13 protein-coding genes are annotated in these 16,363 nt (G+C 56.4%); 4 read left to right on the forward strand and 9 right to left on the reverse strand.

Annotation, left to right across the window (positions count from 1 at the left end):
- The first annotated feature begins 253 nt into the window (after positions 1 to 253).
- Entirely contained in the window at positions 254 to 421 is a 168-nt protein-coding gene (locus UB31_RS42250) for a hypothetical protein (RefSeq protein WP_197087134.1), read from the forward strand.
- A gap of 243 nt (positions 422 to 664) precedes the next feature.
- Here UB31_RS42250 and UB31_RS26490 read toward each other — a convergent pair whose 3' ends face one another.
- From UB31_RS26490 to UB31_RS26510, 5 genes are all read right to left on the reverse strand, one after another.
- Entirely contained in the window at positions 665 to 982 is a 318-nt protein-coding gene (locus tag UB31_RS26490) for a hypothetical protein (protein ID WP_045013007.1), read from the reverse strand.
- Positions 983 to 1,212: 230 nt separating this feature from the next.
- Positions 1,213 to 1,806 (reverse strand): DsrE family protein, encoded by a 594-nt coding sequence (locus UB31_RS26495; protein ID WP_082078621.1) that lies wholly within the window; start codon positions 1,804 to 1,806, stop codon positions 1,213 to 1,215.
- Positions 1,807 to 1,837: 31 nt separating this feature from the next.
- The gene (locus tag UB31_RS26500; RefSeq protein WP_245306063.1) at positions 1,838 to 2,443 is read right to left on the reverse strand and encodes a hypothetical protein; all 606 of its coding nucleotides are present in this window, start codon (positions 2,441 to 2,443) and stop codon (positions 1,838 to 1,840) included.
- A 23-nt stretch (positions 2,444 to 2,466) separates the two neighbouring features.
- Entirely contained in the window at positions 2,467 to 3,507 is a 1,041-nt protein-coding gene (locus UB31_RS26505; RefSeq protein ID WP_156175569.1) for a TAXI family TRAP transporter solute-binding subunit, read from the reverse strand.
- A gap of 122 nt (positions 3,508 to 3,629) precedes the next feature.
- Positions 3,630 to 5,126 (reverse strand): coiled-coil domain-containing protein, encoded by a 1,497-nt coding sequence (locus UB31_RS26510; protein WP_245306064.1) that lies wholly within the window; start codon positions 5,124 to 5,126, stop codon positions 3,630 to 3,632.
- Between the two features lie 918 nt (positions 5,127 to 6,044).
- Here UB31_RS26510 and UB31_RS26515 point away from each other — a divergent pair.
- Together UB31_RS26515 and UB31_RS26520 are read left to right on the forward strand one after the other, a co-directional pair.
- A complete protein-coding gene (locus UB31_RS26515; protein ID WP_245306065.1) occupies positions 6,045 to 7,262 on the forward strand; it encodes a serine/threonine protein kinase in 1,218 nt (405 codons plus the stop codon).
- A gap of 61 nt (positions 7,263 to 7,323) precedes the next feature.
- Positions 7,324 to 8,328: a nucleotidyltransferase family protein gene (locus tag UB31_RS26520; RefSeq protein WP_045013027.1), complete on the forward strand. Its 1,005-nt coding sequence runs from the start codon at positions 7,324 to 7,326 to the stop codon at positions 8,326 to 8,328.
- A 183-nt stretch (positions 8,329 to 8,511) separates the two neighbouring features.
- On the opposite strand, the gene UB31_RS26525 is transcribed toward UB31_RS26520, so the two are convergent.
- A complete protein-coding gene (locus UB31_RS26525) occupies positions 8,512 to 8,898 on the reverse strand; it encodes an H-NS histone family protein (RefSeq protein WP_045013008.1) in 387 nt (128 codons plus the stop codon).
- Positions 8,899 to 9,571: 673 nt separating this feature from the next.
- On the opposite strand from UB31_RS26525, the gene UB31_RS26530 reads away from it, so the two are divergent.
- Positions 9,572 to 9,940: an H-NS histone family protein gene (locus UB31_RS26530; RefSeq protein WP_045001602.1), complete on the forward strand. Its 369-nt coding sequence runs from the start codon at positions 9,572 to 9,574 to the stop codon at positions 9,938 to 9,940.
- A gap of 22 nt (positions 9,941 to 9,962) precedes the next feature.
- Here the strand turns inward: UB31_RS26530 and UB31_RS26535 are convergent, their stop codons facing one another.
- The 3 genes from UB31_RS26535 to UB31_RS26545 form a co-directional block, all read right to left on the reverse strand.
- Positions 9,963 to 11,420, reverse strand: coding sequence for an exopolysaccharide biosynthesis polyprenyl glycosylphosphotransferase (locus tag UB31_RS26535; protein WP_045013009.1), 1,458 nt, complete (start codon positions 11,418 to 11,420; stop codon positions 9,963 to 9,965).
- 185 nt (positions 11,421 to 11,605) lie between these two features.
- Positions 11,606 to 13,630: a hypothetical protein gene (locus tag UB31_RS26540; RefSeq protein ID WP_045013010.1), complete on the reverse strand. Its 2,025-nt coding sequence runs from the start codon at positions 13,628 to 13,630 to the stop codon at positions 11,606 to 11,608.
- An 88-nt stretch (positions 13,631 to 13,718) separates the two neighbouring features.
- Entirely contained in the window at positions 13,719 to 16,055 is a 2,337-nt protein-coding gene (locus UB31_RS26545) for an AAA family ATPase (RefSeq protein WP_349643874.1), read from the reverse strand.
- Positions 16,056 to 16,363: the final 308 nt, after the last annotated feature.

Genomic DNA, 16,363 nt, shown 5'->3' on the forward strand with positions numbered 1-16,363 from the left:
GGCTCTCGCACGCCGAGCCGCGCGCCGCGCACCTGCAATAGCGCGAACAATCTTGAACAGGCGGACGTGACCATGTTCATCCAGGATGAGGACGTGAACTAGCGCCGTCATTGACACCACCTGCGATCTTGTACGCGCCCTCTTCCTAACGGGAGGGTAGGATTCACAGAAATCCACTCCAGACAACCCGCAATTAGTTGCCATCCCCCATCGCTTAAGCCCAGCTTATGGGAAAGCGTGATTCGAGGGGATCATGGATCTGGAGCGCTTCAAGGACATGTCAATTGATGAGCTGTGGGATCTCCACAGCGTCGTCGATGCTATTCTTGCCGCGAGGCTCATTGCGAAGAAAGGCGAACTCGAAAAGCGTCTTGGGCTGCTCCACAAGAAATCACCGGTCGACCGTCAGTCAGAGCATTGATCGGGGGAATGCAAGATCGGTTCAGATCCGCCCTTGGAGAATGGCGCCGCGCTCGCCGCAAGTCTCGCAGCTCAAGTTACAAGGTTGACGTGAAATCGTTGAAGATTGCGCCGCGAAGTTTGCGATCAGGATCTCGGGCGAGGAGCGGACGCCTTGCTTGTCAGCGGCTCGGCCACGCCCCTCATATTCACCACAACTCTTCCCGATCAGAGCGTGCGCGTGCACAAACCGCGAATCCCCACCTCAATGCCTCATCGCTCTGTCCAGGAAATTCAATAGGGATGGTGTCACTTCATCGAACTCGACAACGCGGCGCCGCAGTTCATCCGCGACGTCTGCCGTTACATCGCGCGACCAACCCTCCGCCGTATTGAAGGCCACGATGCGAGTGGGATGCTCGTACAGGCCGTCTATCATGTGTCGCATCAATGTCGCGCGACTGGTGTCCTCTTCGGCCGTTTCGCACCAGGCTCGCCCGAGCCGGCCACCAAAATCCTCAAGCACAAGATAGACATCCTGGTCTGCCGCCACATGCGGTACAATGGATGGGGAGCGACCCATGCTCAGAAACTCCAGGCGAGGCAGAGGTATTTAACGGCAAAATGTTGCATTATTGAATTTAAAAGTAAATCGATATAATAAATTTCGGTTTAAGAACGGAATCACCGACGTGCTCTGTAGCCGCGATGCCGAATAAGTGGCGACTCCTTGCGAGTCGGAAAATGCAGGCCAGCCGACGTGCACTTTCTCCAAAGTTGAGTTCTACCTGTTCGTCTGTCGAAGCCGCCTCTTCACGGCTTAACGTAGGCCCATCCCTGCTCCTGCAGTTCCATCACTCTGACGACGCCTGATTTTACCACCTGCGCTTGCGGAACAATTGGTATGTCCTTGTTCTCGGCTTTTTGCATCTTCTCTTGAGTATTCCCGCAAGCCTTGAACGACACCTCTGGCGTGCTCAGGGCCATTTCCTCGATTCGAGCCTTCACCGGTGAAGTGTCGTTACGGAGCATGTGCAAGCCGGGGCCGAAAGTGATAACCTCAACTTTTACGTGTTCACCGAGGTCTTTATAGTATTGCGTGACATTGGTCGCGTTGTTCAATGCAAGATTCATCGCGGCCGAGTCGTTGCTGTTGACCTGGAGGATCAAGCGATGCTCCTTCGTGCTGGCAGATCGTGACATCATGCGAGCCATCGCCGATCGCTTTTGCGTTAGGGCAGTCGCCGTTGGATTTGTTGGCTTTGCTGCTGCGTGGTGCTTTGGCATAGGAGCCGGCGAAGTTGCTTGGGCAGCGCCGGCTTCCTGTGCTCCGGAGCCCGATAGGCCGACCAGTAATGAAATGATTGCCGCTGCTGTTCCTGTGATAACTTGCTGAAACATGCTCATTGTGCCTCTCCGAACAAGCCTCGATTCATTGTCAATTTCGGGACTTCGCAGCCGCGCGCGGCCACTTGCATATTGGTGCCATTTTCGCCCGCACGCTCTCGAAGCCTCCGAGCGCAAACACTGCGTCGTGGCCATTCTTGGTGCTCATGGAAAGATGCACGGCGAGTACGCCGCTATCGGGCAGAGACTGCACGAGGCGAATGACGTCCCCTCCGACAGCCACACCTTGCCTGGACACCGACGCTATTGCAGGGACCTGAAGAGATGGGCCGTCATTGATGCGCAGAGAAATGATGTCATCATTGCCGTGGCCAGAAATTTCGGATCCCTCCAACCACATTTCCGTCCGTCCACTGCGGCATCCTATCCAAAGCTTCATCGTGGGTCCGGCGCCGCCGCCCCGCGATGACGTCATCGCACTAATGATCGGCGAGTAATCCACTGGCGAGGTGGTCTCGCTAATGGTCCAGTTCGGGCCTTCACGAGGCGACGGGCTATCGGGGGATATCGTGCGGGACAATCGGTCCAAGCAATCCTGACGCTGCGTGCGGTCGACCAGAGAACAGGCACGAAGCTGTACCATGGGGTCTTCGAAGCCTTGCGCCCAAGCGATTCCGCTGCTGATTGCGAGCGTCATAAGGAGCACCACGACGAGGAATATCATTGCGAGGCCTGGATCGGCTGACGGTCAAGCCAGGCTTGTGCTGCTGGAAATCGCGTGAGGCCGGGCACTACCGCGGCCAGGTTGATCGATTTCCACTTCGGATCGAAGCCCGGCTCCTGCAGTTTTTCTATTCGAGAGAACAGGTGATCGACGAAGCGCGTAACACGTTGAAAGCGCTTCGACTTGAGCGGCCAGTTGAAAGCAACGAGCACGGTTGGCACGGCAACGGTCAATACGCGTTCGCCTTGCTTGATCAGATTGGGGTAATCCGTCGCGTCCAGCGAAGATGGCAAATAGTAATCTTCGAACCTGCTATCGTAGGGGATTGACAGGAATTTGAAGCCAGAGTCCCAACGGCCGCGCACGAAGGCATCTACAGGCTTTGACGTCACGAAGACGACGGCTGCGATCTCGCCCTTGCGCATCTGCTCGAGCGCGACTTGGTGGGGAATGAAGGTCTGATTCACCTCAAGCCGGAGGCGACTGAAGATCAGGGGCCCCGAATAGGCCGCAGCAGTACCCTTTGTGTTGAAGTTGACCGTCTTCCCGGCCAGATCGCTTAAACTCCGGATTTCAGGCCTGACGAAAATGTGCAGCTCGGACGGAAACAGATTGAGAATATATGCAATACGCTGCTGGATATCCGGCACCTGGCTCTTGTACTCTTCAAGCGCGTCAGAGTTGATGATCGCCGCATCGATGCCACGCAGGTAGAGCAGGGAATTGACGTTTTCTGTTGCGCCGCGTGTGACAACAGGAAGTACGTGCAGATTGTTTCCATCGTCGGTCACGCGTGCAATTTCCGCGGCAAGTCGGAGGGGGGCTCCTTCGAGAAGGCCTCCAGCAAGTCCGACGGTCCAGGCGTTCATCGCTGCAATTTCCGGTCTCACGTACTCCGCCCCATTTCGAGTCAGCTGAGTCTGGGACGGGCGCGAATGTTGCGCTTGCGGAATTGCGGGCCGTGGTTCCACGATCAAGAGCAACGGAGAAAGTACCATGAGAAAGGTCCATCGGCGTATTTCAATGATTTGCTGCATTGAAAGCTCCTTGGTCGAACCGTGTTAATCGCGGCAGTCTTCGCTTTGCTGTGTGCAACCAGATCGGGTTGACCAAGTCGTGGGCAGCCCGTCGAAATTTCGTGCTTGCCGTGACGACGCTGCTACTGGCGAACGGCGTCAAATCGCTCCTTCGCCTCCCTGATCCCCCCGGCTTCAGCCTTGGCGTAGAGCTCTCGTGCCTTAATCGGGTCGCCACGCATTCCGTAGGCGCCCCATTTCGTGAGTACATTCGGATCAAACGTTTCGGCGAGCGCGAACGCTGCCTGAGCACTACCCAGCTCGGCTGCACGTTCCAGGACAGCTCTTGCCGCGCCAATGTCGCCTTGCCGAAGCAGTCCGGTTGCACGGGCGGTCAGCCGCACCAGTTCGGCTGCGTAGTCGTGTTCGAGTTGCGTATCGCCGGCGCCGGCCAGGGGTCGAACCGTCTGCCCTTCAATGAAGGGTCCGCGCTCGATTTCGCCGGTAGTGGCGACGGCAGGACCGGCAGGCGGTGTCTTCGCCTTATCTGATGTTGCTGCAAGCTCCCCCAGAGACTGTGGCCGCTGCGGCAAGCGAAGCAGTCCCGCCCATGGTAGTTCTCGTCGAGACGGCGTGCCGGCTGCGTCTTCGCCTGGTTTGCCCGCCACGGACCTTGGCTCAGCAGCGCGACCTACTCTCGCTAGTTCTTCCTCAAGTCGGCTGGATCGATCGCGTTCGTGTCGAAGCAGCTCTTGCGACTCGTTTGCCTTATCGTCGTTTGCCGCAGCCTGCGCTTCGTATGCGAACAGTCTGGCGCGCGCCCGCGATAGATCCTGCACGAGTCCTTCTGCTTTTTCGCGGTCCTCTTTCAATGACAGCTTCGCTTTGGCGAGGGAGTTGTCCGCCGCCAGTTTGATCTGCGTCGTTTCTTCGTTCGCTCTCGCAATCTGCAAGGAACGCTTGTCGAGCTCGGATCGCGTCTTTCCGAGGTCCTCCTCGAGGTGCTTGGCACGTTCGTGCTCCTGTTGGAAGTTCGTTTGCAACTCTGTGAGCGCTTTCTCTGCCGCTTCCTTAGCGCTGATCGCCGCGGCAGCTCTGGCGGCCAGTGTTACCTGCGTCTCCAGTTCACGGCGGGCAGCGGCCAGAGCCTGCTCCAACTGGTTGGCCCGATCGCGCTCCCGCTGCGCAACGTCTTTCAGCTCCCGGAGATCGCGTTCTGCAGTTTGTTTGAGCTCGCTCCCGGGATCGTCGGCTCCAGGTGGTAGCGCCGCTTGGAGTTCGAGATCGCGGCGTGCGATGGTTAGGTCCTGTTCTAGCCGCTGTCCCCGCGCGCGTTCCTCCTGAAGCGATTTCTGCAGTCTTCCCGTTTCAGTTTCGGCGGCTTCCGCTATGCGGATCCATTGCTGGCGTGCTTGCTCTAACAACTTCAGGACGGATTCCAGCTCCTGTCGGGATGTTCGAAGATCGCGCGTAAGGGCCTGTACCTTCTGCTGTTCGCGGGCGATAGCTTGTCGCAGCTCCTCGGTATCGCCGCTTTTAGCTTGTGCGAGCTGCGGGACATCGGTGTTGTTGAGTTGTCCGCGGCGCGGCGAGCGCTGTCTCTCTCGGCTTGTCGTCCCGCCGGGGTCTGCTGTCGTCACGCGAGGCTCTAGCGCCACCGGAGTTGGCGTCAGCTCTGCGAGAGCGGGGGCTGTCAATACCAACATTGTCAGGACGGTACTGCAACCCACACCGAATTTGTTGGTGCGAGCGCGGCCGGACATAAATGGGAACCCTTATGCAAGCCTCACCCTGTTGCGGTTGTCGGACAGATCCGGCAGCCGAGTGTTGGCGCTTTAGCCATGTTCCTTGCTTGATTTATTCGGAACCTATTAAAATTAACCGCAATCTCATTAAATTTCAATATATTTATTTAATGTGGGTGTATTCTAGGGGCAGCGATCGCGGCTGACTTTCCACGCGAGCGGATAGATACGAGGCGGAAAAGAAAACCTGGTGTTGGCGAATGCCTGAGATCGGTGGCTCGTGCGTCGCGATCTTGGCGGAAGGGACTTCGGCAGTGCTCGAGGGTGTCTTGCACCCGCGCCATCGTTCCTATGGTCGGACTCGTGTGTGGAAATTTGTGGGGACCGAGTGGGTCCGCAGCTACCGCCGGCGTCTTTAGTGCTGAAAGACCATGTTGCGGTTCAAATCTCAAACAAATGAGACGATGAATTAAATTCGAAAATCCCGTTGCGTTAATTGTCGACGACGGCATAATCTAAGCTTGTAAATGTGTTCGGCTGGAGGGAACGATGTGGGATTTAATTCATAAAAATCACAGCTCAACCTCGTCTGCGCGGCAATTGGCCGAGATGCACCGGAAATTGATATGCATCGGCGAGAAAGAGCGGATTTTGAGAGAGCGGAGTGCCGATCGCGAGGCCCATCGGTATTTGCTCGATGCTCACAGGCTGTTTGCCCACGGGCGGCCTGTTAGAGACCATATATTGAACATGTCTCCACCTGAGACAGGTGAGAGCAATCATATGGTGGCGTGACCGGGGCGATTTACCGCGTTGAACGGCGAAGTGAGTTGCGGCATCCGGCTCTCTGCGGCGGTATCGTTGAAGTTAACTGGCGGCCGCCGCTCGTCCAGTCGGCGCAGATTTGTTGAGGCCGCGGTGCGCAAATTCCCATCGGAAATCATATTGAGACCGGCCGTCGACGCGCAGTTTGCGCTACTGGACGGTCGATCGGTGCTCTTCAGTGGGGCGAGACAGGAGATATATGAACTCGACAAGGTCGGGGCTTTCGTTTGGTGTAGTTTGGCGCAAAATGCCTCCTTGGAAGATATTTATCGGGGGCTTGGGAAGTTCGGTATTAGCGAAGGCATAGCCTGCCAATTCGCGAACCAGGCCATAGGCGCCTGGCTGGACAGAGCGCTTCTCGATGTTGATTGGGGAGCATCGAATGACTATTCCCTGTCAGCTATTCTAGATCGACGCAGGATCAGCATCTATGCCGCCAACCGGGGCCTATTGGAAAAATTGGTGTGTTTGTTCTGTGCTCTGGACGACGGTGCCAGCGATGATGACCTTGCCATCAAGGTCGTAGAGCTTGGCGGCCAAGTGATCTTCCGCGGAGATGACGCGAGTGTCCATAGGTGTGAAATCGAAGCATTGGCACCTACCATCAAGGCGTATATCACCGAGCGACTTATCCGAAGCCATCGTTCGGCCTTCGCTCTGCACGCAGCGTCACTTACGAGAGATGGTGGCGGCTTGTTACTGTGCGGCGAACCGGGAGCCGGGAAGTCTACGCTTACCCTGCGGCTGTTAGATGCGGGATTTCGGTATGCCGGCGACGACGTGGCGCTGATCGGGGTTGACGGAACCATCTCTGGAATTCCGTTTGCTCTCACCCTTAAGCAGGGGGCATGGGGACTATTCTCGCGATTGCAAGCCGATGGGCCCACCGCGACGTCTCGTCGATCAGATGGAACTTTAGTGCGGTACACGCCGGTAGCTGATCTATGCAATGCAACGCTGTCCGCAAACTGGGTTATCTTTTTGAACCGGATCACAGGCGGTCCCGCCAAGCTCAGGGCGCTTGATCAGCTCGAGTCGATGAAACGGCTGATTGAGAGTGCATTCGCTGTCGATGGGAAACTTTCGCAAGCCGGCTTTTCCGCATTGAAGCGCATTGTCGCAGGCGCGAGTTCATTTGAACTCACATACTGCGAGTCGATGGAAGCCCGGCGGATCATATTGGACCTGTGTGATGGTAGGGCATAGTCGGGCTTTGACAAGTCTATGCAATTGCTTGCGAGGTGTCCCGCCCGCCGGTGTCGAGTGGATGTCCGTAGTCGGTCTGGCAAATCAGACATTAACCACGCCGGGGCTCATTGACGTAGTCGACAAATTTACGTCGATGGTGCCGGACGATGTCTGCGCTTGCGTCCGCGATATCTATCGCCGGAACGTGCGGCGCAATGATCGGCTGTTCGCTCAATTGGAAGAAGCCGTTGCTGCGATGAATGACCGGGGAGTTACGCCGGTTCTGCTTAAGGGGGCAGCAACATTAGCTACCACGCCGTACGGGCGCCGAGGGGTGCGCCTGATGGCTGATCTCGATGTCATGGTCAGGCCGGAGGAAACGGAAAGGGCGGTAGCGGCTCTGACCGCAATTGGTTACGAGATTCCTGACCGAAGCCGTTCTGCAGGCCAAAGATGGTACGTTGAGCTTAACCGTTCGTGTGATGTTGGAGCAATCGATCTGCAACGAAGCGCACCTGGTCCGGCATGTTTCTACCGGGACTTTGGACATGCTCCGGATCACTGCCGGCTGGCACCACTGGGTCGTGGGATGGCGTATATTCCTACGCCGACTTACCAAGCGCTGATGCTGATCATACATGATCAGTTTCAGGATTATGGTTATTGGCTTGGCGACATCGATCTGCGGCATCTTGTCGAGTTGCGAGATCTGAACGGTTCGGTCGGTGGCATCGACTGGGCGGAACTTAGCTCCCATGTCTCGAGCGAATTGATGAGAAATGCCCTCGAAAGCCAGCTGCTCGCTCTCGCCGAATTGCTCGGCGTCGACGTTCCGTTGTCGCTCCGCTCGAGATTTATCCCCCGGCTGCAACTCGTGCGACGGCTGATGCAAGCCCGCTTTCCAGTTACACGGGTGCCTTTGCTTGCGATTACGGTTCTGGACCTCGGAAACTACAGGCGAGAGGCGGCAATCGAACACCAGCATGCCAGCAAGCGCCGCCACGGATCGTGGTCCATGCCAAGCGCCGACACGTTGCAGTTTCTATTGGGAAAGGCTGTCGGAGTTCGTGCGGGAAAGGTCTAACATTAGGCTACGCCAACCGTGTTCCAGAAAACAGAGTTGGTTTGAGCGCAAATCATTTCGGCCGAACGGCCTCTTGGCATCGGCTGCTTTCAATATCGGCAGATGCCCGCCGAATTTTCGCTGGTCTCAGCATGTGCTGGTCTCAGCATGTTAGGGCATGCCGTGTTTGTACTGCTTCGCGTGCTATGAATGCCCTCGGCCACCGGCCTTTGTATCCGGTGGCCCGCCGCTTTCAAGAATTCGAAACTCGTCCAATGAGTGTCCCGATTGGAGCGCGGCGACCAGCCAGCGAGGCTGTTTGCCGCGCCCAGACCAAGTTTCGGCGGGCCGGAGCGGGTTAAAGTATTTCGGTACGACCTTCGGGTATTTGCGGCGAGGCGGTTGCTCTGTCCCCGTCTCCGCCGCAACCATTTCGCTTTGACCAAGCCGATCCGGCCGGCTGAGTTGCGCTAGCCGTTTTTCCAGCTCCTGCTTTTCCGCAGTAATCTTCTCAGCAAGGATCTTTGTCAGCTCCTCGTGAAGGAGCCAAAGTTCCTCAAAATCCATGGTTTCGAGTTCTTGCCTATGCATAGCACTCTCGTCACCGTTCAACTGAAGTTGTCTGTCCCGTCATCCACGACTGTCGAGTAGCTAGCGCCCTGTGCGGCGAACTAGAGGTTTGCCGATGCTTGCTACTTAATTTGACGTCGCAATAAATATATTATAATTTATTTAAATTGCGTTGCTATAATTATTTTATCTAATTTGTCCGGCGAAATAAAATTGCTGGGCTGCAACGAGGCGGAAACATGTTGGTCCAGTATGCTCTCGGGCGTCTCCAGAAGTCGGTTAGTCAGTTTATCGTTCCATCGGGGGCACTGTCGGACGTCCAGGCGCTGGAGGTCCAAATCGAGCTCAGGTTGCGTGCCCTGAGGGACATAGAAATCATTCACACCCGTTTGCGGCAGTCCAAAGGGTATAATGTGAGAGGTGTACCCCGAAGGCGAAAAGGTGGCCACGGGAGAGGGGCGTACTCTAGAAGAGTCCAGCCTAACAGATTGTTCGTGCGCCCGATTTGACGTTTTACGGCTTGCGGCCTGGACTCGCAGGGCGGCCGGAATGCACTTTTTACGTGCGGCATTTATTGTTGGGGTCGGGGGGGCGGTTATATCGGCTCCATACATTTTTCTGTGTAATATTGAACTCACCCTTGATTAATGTTTTTCGCCGCAATATTAGTGAAGCGCAGCTATTGGGTAGTGGCATGGCACTGAAGAAACTAGAGTTAGAAACGATGTCGCTTGATGACCTGTGGTTACTCCACGAGGAAATCAGTGGCATTTTGTCGGCCCGCATCAAGGCGGAAAAGCACGAATTGGAGAAGCGCCTGGCGGTTCTTGGTGGCGGGATGCCGGTTTCGGCGGATCGCAGTGGGCCAGAGGGGGGCGCGGCTGGCAAACAGAGACGCAAGTACCCGCGAGTGCTTCCGAAATATCGGAACCCGCAAACATCCGAAACCTGGTCGGGGCGCGGCAAGCGGCCGAGATGGTTGGTCGCTGCTATGAAGTCTGGCCGCAGGATCGAGGATTTTCGGATAGGTGAAGCAAACTCGAAGGTTCGACAACGCGCATGATTTGATCTGCGCGACGTGGAGCCTAACAGGCATTGCGTCCCCGCAGGATCTCAATGGGAGTTCGAATCAGGATTGCGAGATCCAGCCGAAGGCTCCAGTTGTCGATGTACCAGAGATCATACTGTACGCGCCTTTCGATCATGTCAGCCGTAGGGGTTGGGCCACGGCAACCATGGATCTGCGCCCACCCGCTCAATCCTGGTTTGACCCTGCGGCGAAAGGCATAGTTCCGTACGAGCTTGTCGAATTGCCCATCGTGCGGTAGGGCGTGAGGACGCGGGCCTACCAGTGACATGCTTCCGTCAAGGACATTCAGCAGCTGCGGTAATTCGTCGAAGCTGGTTCGGCGCAGCCATTTGCCGACCCGAGTGACACGCGGGTCGATGGGGGTGGCCTGAATGATCACAGGTCCATCCTCAAGCACATGCATTGTCCGAAATTTGCGGATTGAAAAGATCTGGCCGTTGAAGCCGCAACGCTTTTGTCTAAAGAAGACGGGCCCTGCAGAATCCAATTTAATCGCGACGGCAGCCGCCGCGAGCCCCGGCGCAAGTATCATCAACGCCAGTCCCGCGCCGACAAGATCAATTATTCGTTTGCCCGCGCGTTCGACCGCCGTAAGAGGGCCGGGCTGGAGTTCGGCGCAGACCGCGCTTCCCAGGCTCCGGAGGGGGTGTCGAGCCCATTCGGATGCTGTCCCGACTGGGACGAACATGATAGGGAACGGTACTACCCTTAGATCGGCGACGAAGGCGCGAAGCTCGGACCAGCGCTCCGGGGCCGCTTCCAGCACGACCGCGTTGAGTTCGACGCTGCGTATGTAGTCAATTACATGGGCGCTGATCCGTCTTCGAAGGGCGGGACCTGATCCTATCGGAGGCAGGCTGAAGCGTCCTTTGACGCAAAAGCCCTGGGTTGCCAAAGTTTCCGAAAGCCCAGCATTTTTCGATAGCGGTTGATCGCTGATCAGAACGATGTTGGTGTTGGCGAACTTTCTTCCGCTCAGACCTTTTGCCAGAAGAACCTTAACGGCCCCCCGCTGCGCGATGAGGAGTGCTAAGCCGCAAACGGCGAAGACAAGTACTGGAGAATATTCAATATGGAGTTTGAAGCCACTCGCAGCCCAAATCAAAAGAAGCAACAATGTCCAGGCCATGCAGATTGCGCGAATCTGATTTCGGACGACGAGGAGCTCAGTTGGCCGATATAGCCCACGGGACTTCAGCAGAGAAACAAAGCACGCCGAGGAGACTAGCGTAAGACTGAAGGCGTTACCTGAATTGCCTCCATTATCCTGGACTTGATAGAGCCAGGTGGAGAGGGCGCCAGCAACAAAGATCGTCGCAATGTCAATACCGAGCGCCACGTGCTCGATTGAATCGTAACGAACAGGCCATTTGTGCCTGCGGGACCGGAGCGGCTGGGCTGCGATACGCGCCGTATCGCCCGGATCAGTGATATGCCGATTCACGAAATTCATTGGCGACGCGCCTGAAAATTAATATTTAATTATTTATTAATTAATCATATCCATCAAGTTAAAAATGCGCACTTGGGCGGTTAAATTTCAGCCAAAGTATTTTCTCGCCGGCGATCTGCGCTCCACCATCCGGGGTGGGTCATTGTCTGTGAGCCATGCGCGATGTTCGTGCGGCGACTCGGGAGCTAGGGACGCTGCCTGCGCATGTTAGGGAGATAAGTTGGATCGAGCTCGGAAACCAGATTATCCGCGAAAGCCCTTACGTCGACTGGCGCCGATTGATAGGCGGCAGCAATGGCGGCTCTAAGAGCAGGCCGCTTCGTAACCGCGATCTTGACGTCACGTTTTGTCAGCTCACGCAGGTCAGGATCATTTATTGCAGAGTCCGTGGCGAAAGCGACAGATAGACGTAGCGGAAGTAGGTCCAAATCATTTGGCGCCGTGTAGTATGAGATCTTTAGCAAAGTAACGACGTCATATTTGGTCGACTTGAGTTCCTTCGACATCGCTGCAAGCATCAGCCAAAGATCACCTCGCAACGGTGAGTGCCGCAAGGCATCTGCAAGGGTGTTCGAAACGTCCGACTGCAGGCCGTCTTCCCGCTGTGCGGCTTCAGCCCCGTCGATGGACGTTTGCGCCGCTGCGGCAAGCTGCCGTTCTCGCAAGCCGCTGTCGCGTGGCTGTGAGTGCAATGCGGAACCGAACATCGTCCCGAACCACACGCCGCTGGTCGCAGTTGGCGGACCAACGAGATACCTCTCATGCGTGAGCAGCCATGCTGATTGGACGGCCACCACGACTGCGACGGCGCCCAGCACTACGCGAGCGGATGCACTGCCGAGGGTAACTAAACGGAAGGGAAGCCACGTCGAGTTCCGGCTATTTACCCCATCCGCCGGCCGCGGCCGTCCCGAGGACGTGATCTCGCTACTCGATCGACTTTGCCCAAAAGCCAATCCGAAAAGCGCGGCCGCCAACAGAGACGCGCCGAAATCCAGAATGCCGTCCTCGATAAAGGCCAATATGGTCAGGGACACCGCGGCACTTGCGCCAACCGCCGCGTAGACATAGTCGTAGCGTCGCAGCAAGGAACGTCTGAACAAAGTGCAAATACCAAGTACAGTCACGATCAGTACACCCAAAAGGAATGGTCGGCCCATCTCGATCGCGACGGCAGCGGCAGCCGTTGGGCGCTCGCGCGATGCAATCGTGCCAATGTCTCGATGGATCGGGAGAAGCGCCACGTATGTTCCTGCACCGGATCCGACCTGATTTGTATCGAGGAGCATCCTTTCAGTCGCCATGTGGTTCTGCATCGATAGTGCGATCGTTGGATCGGTATTTTCCTTCATCGGTAGCATCGTGACGCTTGTAAGAAAGAGCACACCAATGGTGGCAAGAACGCCGACGGTGCTCCAAATCCGGTAGAACCATTTGCGTATCGCGAACACGGCGAGCAGCAGTGCCGTTCCAAGAAAAGCAGCAATGGCGATGCTAGAGCTGCCCTCAAGGAGAAGCGCCGCCCCACAGATGAGCATCGAAAAAAGTGCGAACGGCAGCGCTATGATTGGATTGGAGGCCAAACCTGACGGAAGCCTGCCCCGTTGAATTTTGTCGATCGTACGTACCACCATCGCGGCGGACAGCAAGACACCCAACACGGCAGGGACTGCACCACCCGCCAGGGAGGGAGCGTCCTGAGTGGACGGAAAACCATCCAGGCCGCCCGTGTGCCGCCAAATCATACGCGCGCACAAGAGTGTGGTGGCCGCTGCAAGCGTGTAAAGGAGTTGCGCCGCGCGCTGTCTCTCCTGAGCGACGAGGGCTGTAACAAGCCCCAGGGAAATGACCGCGCCGTACTGAACGGACGCCTGCAACGTCGCGCACATATCGACCGTGAGCCGCTCGGCGAGAAGCTCATTCAGCGCAGACGATGCGGTTGTCCATATCGGGTTGCCGAGTCCGCGGAAAGGTATTGGAGCGAGTTGCAGAATCATCCAAATGGCCGGGGCACTGATCGCGAGGGCGAGAAAGGGCGCTAGCAGTCTCGCAAAGCGGGTCAGCGTAGAAGAGGACGGTAAAACTGCTACGCCCAGCAATGCCGCCGCCAGAACAGCAGCCAACGTCGCCCGTATCTGCGGCGTCTCCGGCATGGCAAATGCGGAAATGACGATCGCCAGAAGTGTCAACATCAGGAGCCTAGCAACCATCTAACGGCATCCTTTGTGTCTGATTTTCCGGCAGATACCCGTCTCGCCAAACGATGGCTCGCTTGTCGTGCATATCCAGCAGATCATTTCAGGCATCCGAAAAGCCATAGCGGATATAATGGCTGTCATCATAATAATCGCTTCTGCGAGCGTCATATCGCGACATCGCTCTGATATCAGTCTTGTTGAGAATCGCGCCGATAAGCGCGTCGGAGACCATCGGAGCCGTATGGAGGGCATGCTGTATGACGTCTATCTTCGTGCGTCCCCATTCGACCACGAGAACGTAGCAATCGACCAAGGAACCCGTAACGCGTACATCCACAAGGGGGGTCAGCGGCGGAAGGTCGACAATAATGTAATCATAGTTCTGCCGGAGGCGATCAAAGAGTTTGGAGATCGATTCCGCGGACAGAATCTCGCTCGTGTGAAGCAAAGTTCCGCGCCGAACGGCCGGAAGAAATGCAAGATTGGTCTTGGGATCGTGCCAGATTGCTTCCTCAAGTGGACGACTACCATTCGCGACTTCAACAATGCCGGCCGTCGCTTTGGGAGCAACGCTCGACGAGAGTGAAGGATTTCTGAGGTCGCAATCGACGATGATCACTTTCTTGCCGCTGTGCCCGATCAGTTGCGCAAGGGAAGCTGCAATCGTGGTTTTTCCTTCGTTTGGGAGAGCCGACGTGACGCCAATCACCTGGTTGGACGCTTTCGCTGGGCTGTGGTCAATCGCAAGCTTAATCGATCGAATGGCCTCGGTGTATCGAGAGAGAGGCATGCTGACGACCGCATGATGGATCTCTGGAACGGTCGAGAGTGTCCGTTGGCTCAAGTCTTCGTGTGTCTGTTGAGCGCGGATCGTTCGCCGCCGCGTCTTGGGCACTAGCAGCAACGGCACGAGAGACAGGCAGGGCAATTCTAGTGCGGCCTCGAGTTGCGAAGATGTACGGAAAACGCGGTCCATTACGTCGCGGACGAAAGCAAGGAGAATTCCGAGCGCGAGCCCACCCAGCAGGCCGAAGGCAAGGACCACCTTGGTCTTCGGCTTACTCCGCGTTTGCGCGGCCGAAGCAGGAAAAATGACCCGCGTTTCGGAAATAGGGAACGTTTCCTGTTGCGCCGAGCCCATGTAGTGCTGCAGAAATGTCTCGTATAGCGCGCGCAAGCTCTTCGCCCGACTCTCTAGCTCCCTTATCGTTAATTCCGCCGAGTTTGTGACGCGCGATTGTGATACAGCTTGCGCGAGCTGTTTCTCCTGCTCTTGCAGCCGTTGCTGGGCGGCTTCAAATTCGTTGCGACTGGATTCGGCAAGTCGCCTGACCTCTTCGAGAATAGAGGTGCGAGTATCCCGCACGCGATTTCGCAGATTGACGACGGCGAGGTGATCGTGTCCATAACGTGTCGACCACTCGGCCTCGCGTCTGGAGAAATCGAGGTACTGCTGTCTGAGGCCGTTGATGATCTGGCTCTGAAGCACGTCGGCGCCGAGTGCCTCCGGAAGATCTGCCGCGGACGAATTCGTCGAGTTGCTCTGCAGAATGCTCTCGTAACGTTTGAGTTTTACCTGCGCGTCGGATGCCTGCGCCCGAGCGGCCACGAGGCGGGCATTGAGGTCATTGATCTGCTGTTCATCGATTGGTTTCCCGCCCGCGGAAACCATGTTGTTCTGCGATCTGTATGCATTGACGGCGCGTTCGGCGGTCAGCGCCTCGTCTCCCAGGCTGCGCAGCCGCTCCTGCAGCCAGCCCGTTGCGGTACGAGTGGCTTCAAACTTCGCGCTGAGCTGATCGGAAATGTAGACGTTGGCAACAGCGTTAGCGATGTCCGCGGCCAGCTGCGGATCGCTCGAGCTGAAATTGACTTCAATGACGTGGCTATAGCTCACCCGACCGGCGGAAAGGCGATCCAGAAAAGCGGCGATCGTGTTTTCTGAGAGCTGATTTGGCTTCGTAGATTGCCCACCTTCCGGAGGGTTTGATCTCCACTTCTGGATCCAGCGCTGAAGTGAAGACAGTGAAGAGCTCGCCTCCTTGAAGTCCGGATGATCAGCGAGCGCCAATTGCTTAATCACCGCAACCGCCGTCGCGCGCGATTTGATGATCTGCAACTGCGTCTCGATCTGAGCAACATCGACGAGAGGCTCGGAGAGAAGAGATTGTTGCTGAAGGAATTGCGCTCGGGGATTGCCAAGAAGAATCTGAACCTGAGCCGTGTAGGTCGGGGGAACCAATCGCAGATATAGCATGCTAGTCGCGCTTGCGAGGGCTGCAGTGACAAGAATCATCAGGTACTGGCGCCTGAGAAAGACAAGCGCCGACTTGATCAACGCTCCGATGTCCGCCCCGTCCTGCTGGCCGGATTGCATCTGCATGGTTAGTGGCAGGCGTGTTCTGTCGGTCTGCAGCGAAGGGGTCTGAAGCATCATTCTTATCTCTTTGCCGTAGATGGGATCGCGTCGATTCTAAAGACTGCCGATTAATTGAAAGGGGTGCGCGACATTAAAAACAATATATCTAATAAATTTAGGGTTGCCAAATTAAATGGGTATCGGCTATTAATATAAAATGCTAGCCGGTCGGAGCTGGCGACCGAAGGCGGCATTAAATCGTAATGGTGTAATTATATTCGGACCAGGCGGCCCGATCGTCTGAATCGGGTGCGCCGCTCGGTTAATTAGAAGACGTCGCATAGATCAAGATGGTTTTCAGCTGAGACGATTTAAAGGTGTCGGAG

This window comes from Bradyrhizobium sp. LTSP849 (genome assembly GCF_000938255.1).
In the GTDB taxonomy this organism is placed as follows: Bacteria; Pseudomonadota; Alphaproteobacteria; order Rhizobiales; family Xanthobacteraceae; genus Bradyrhizobium.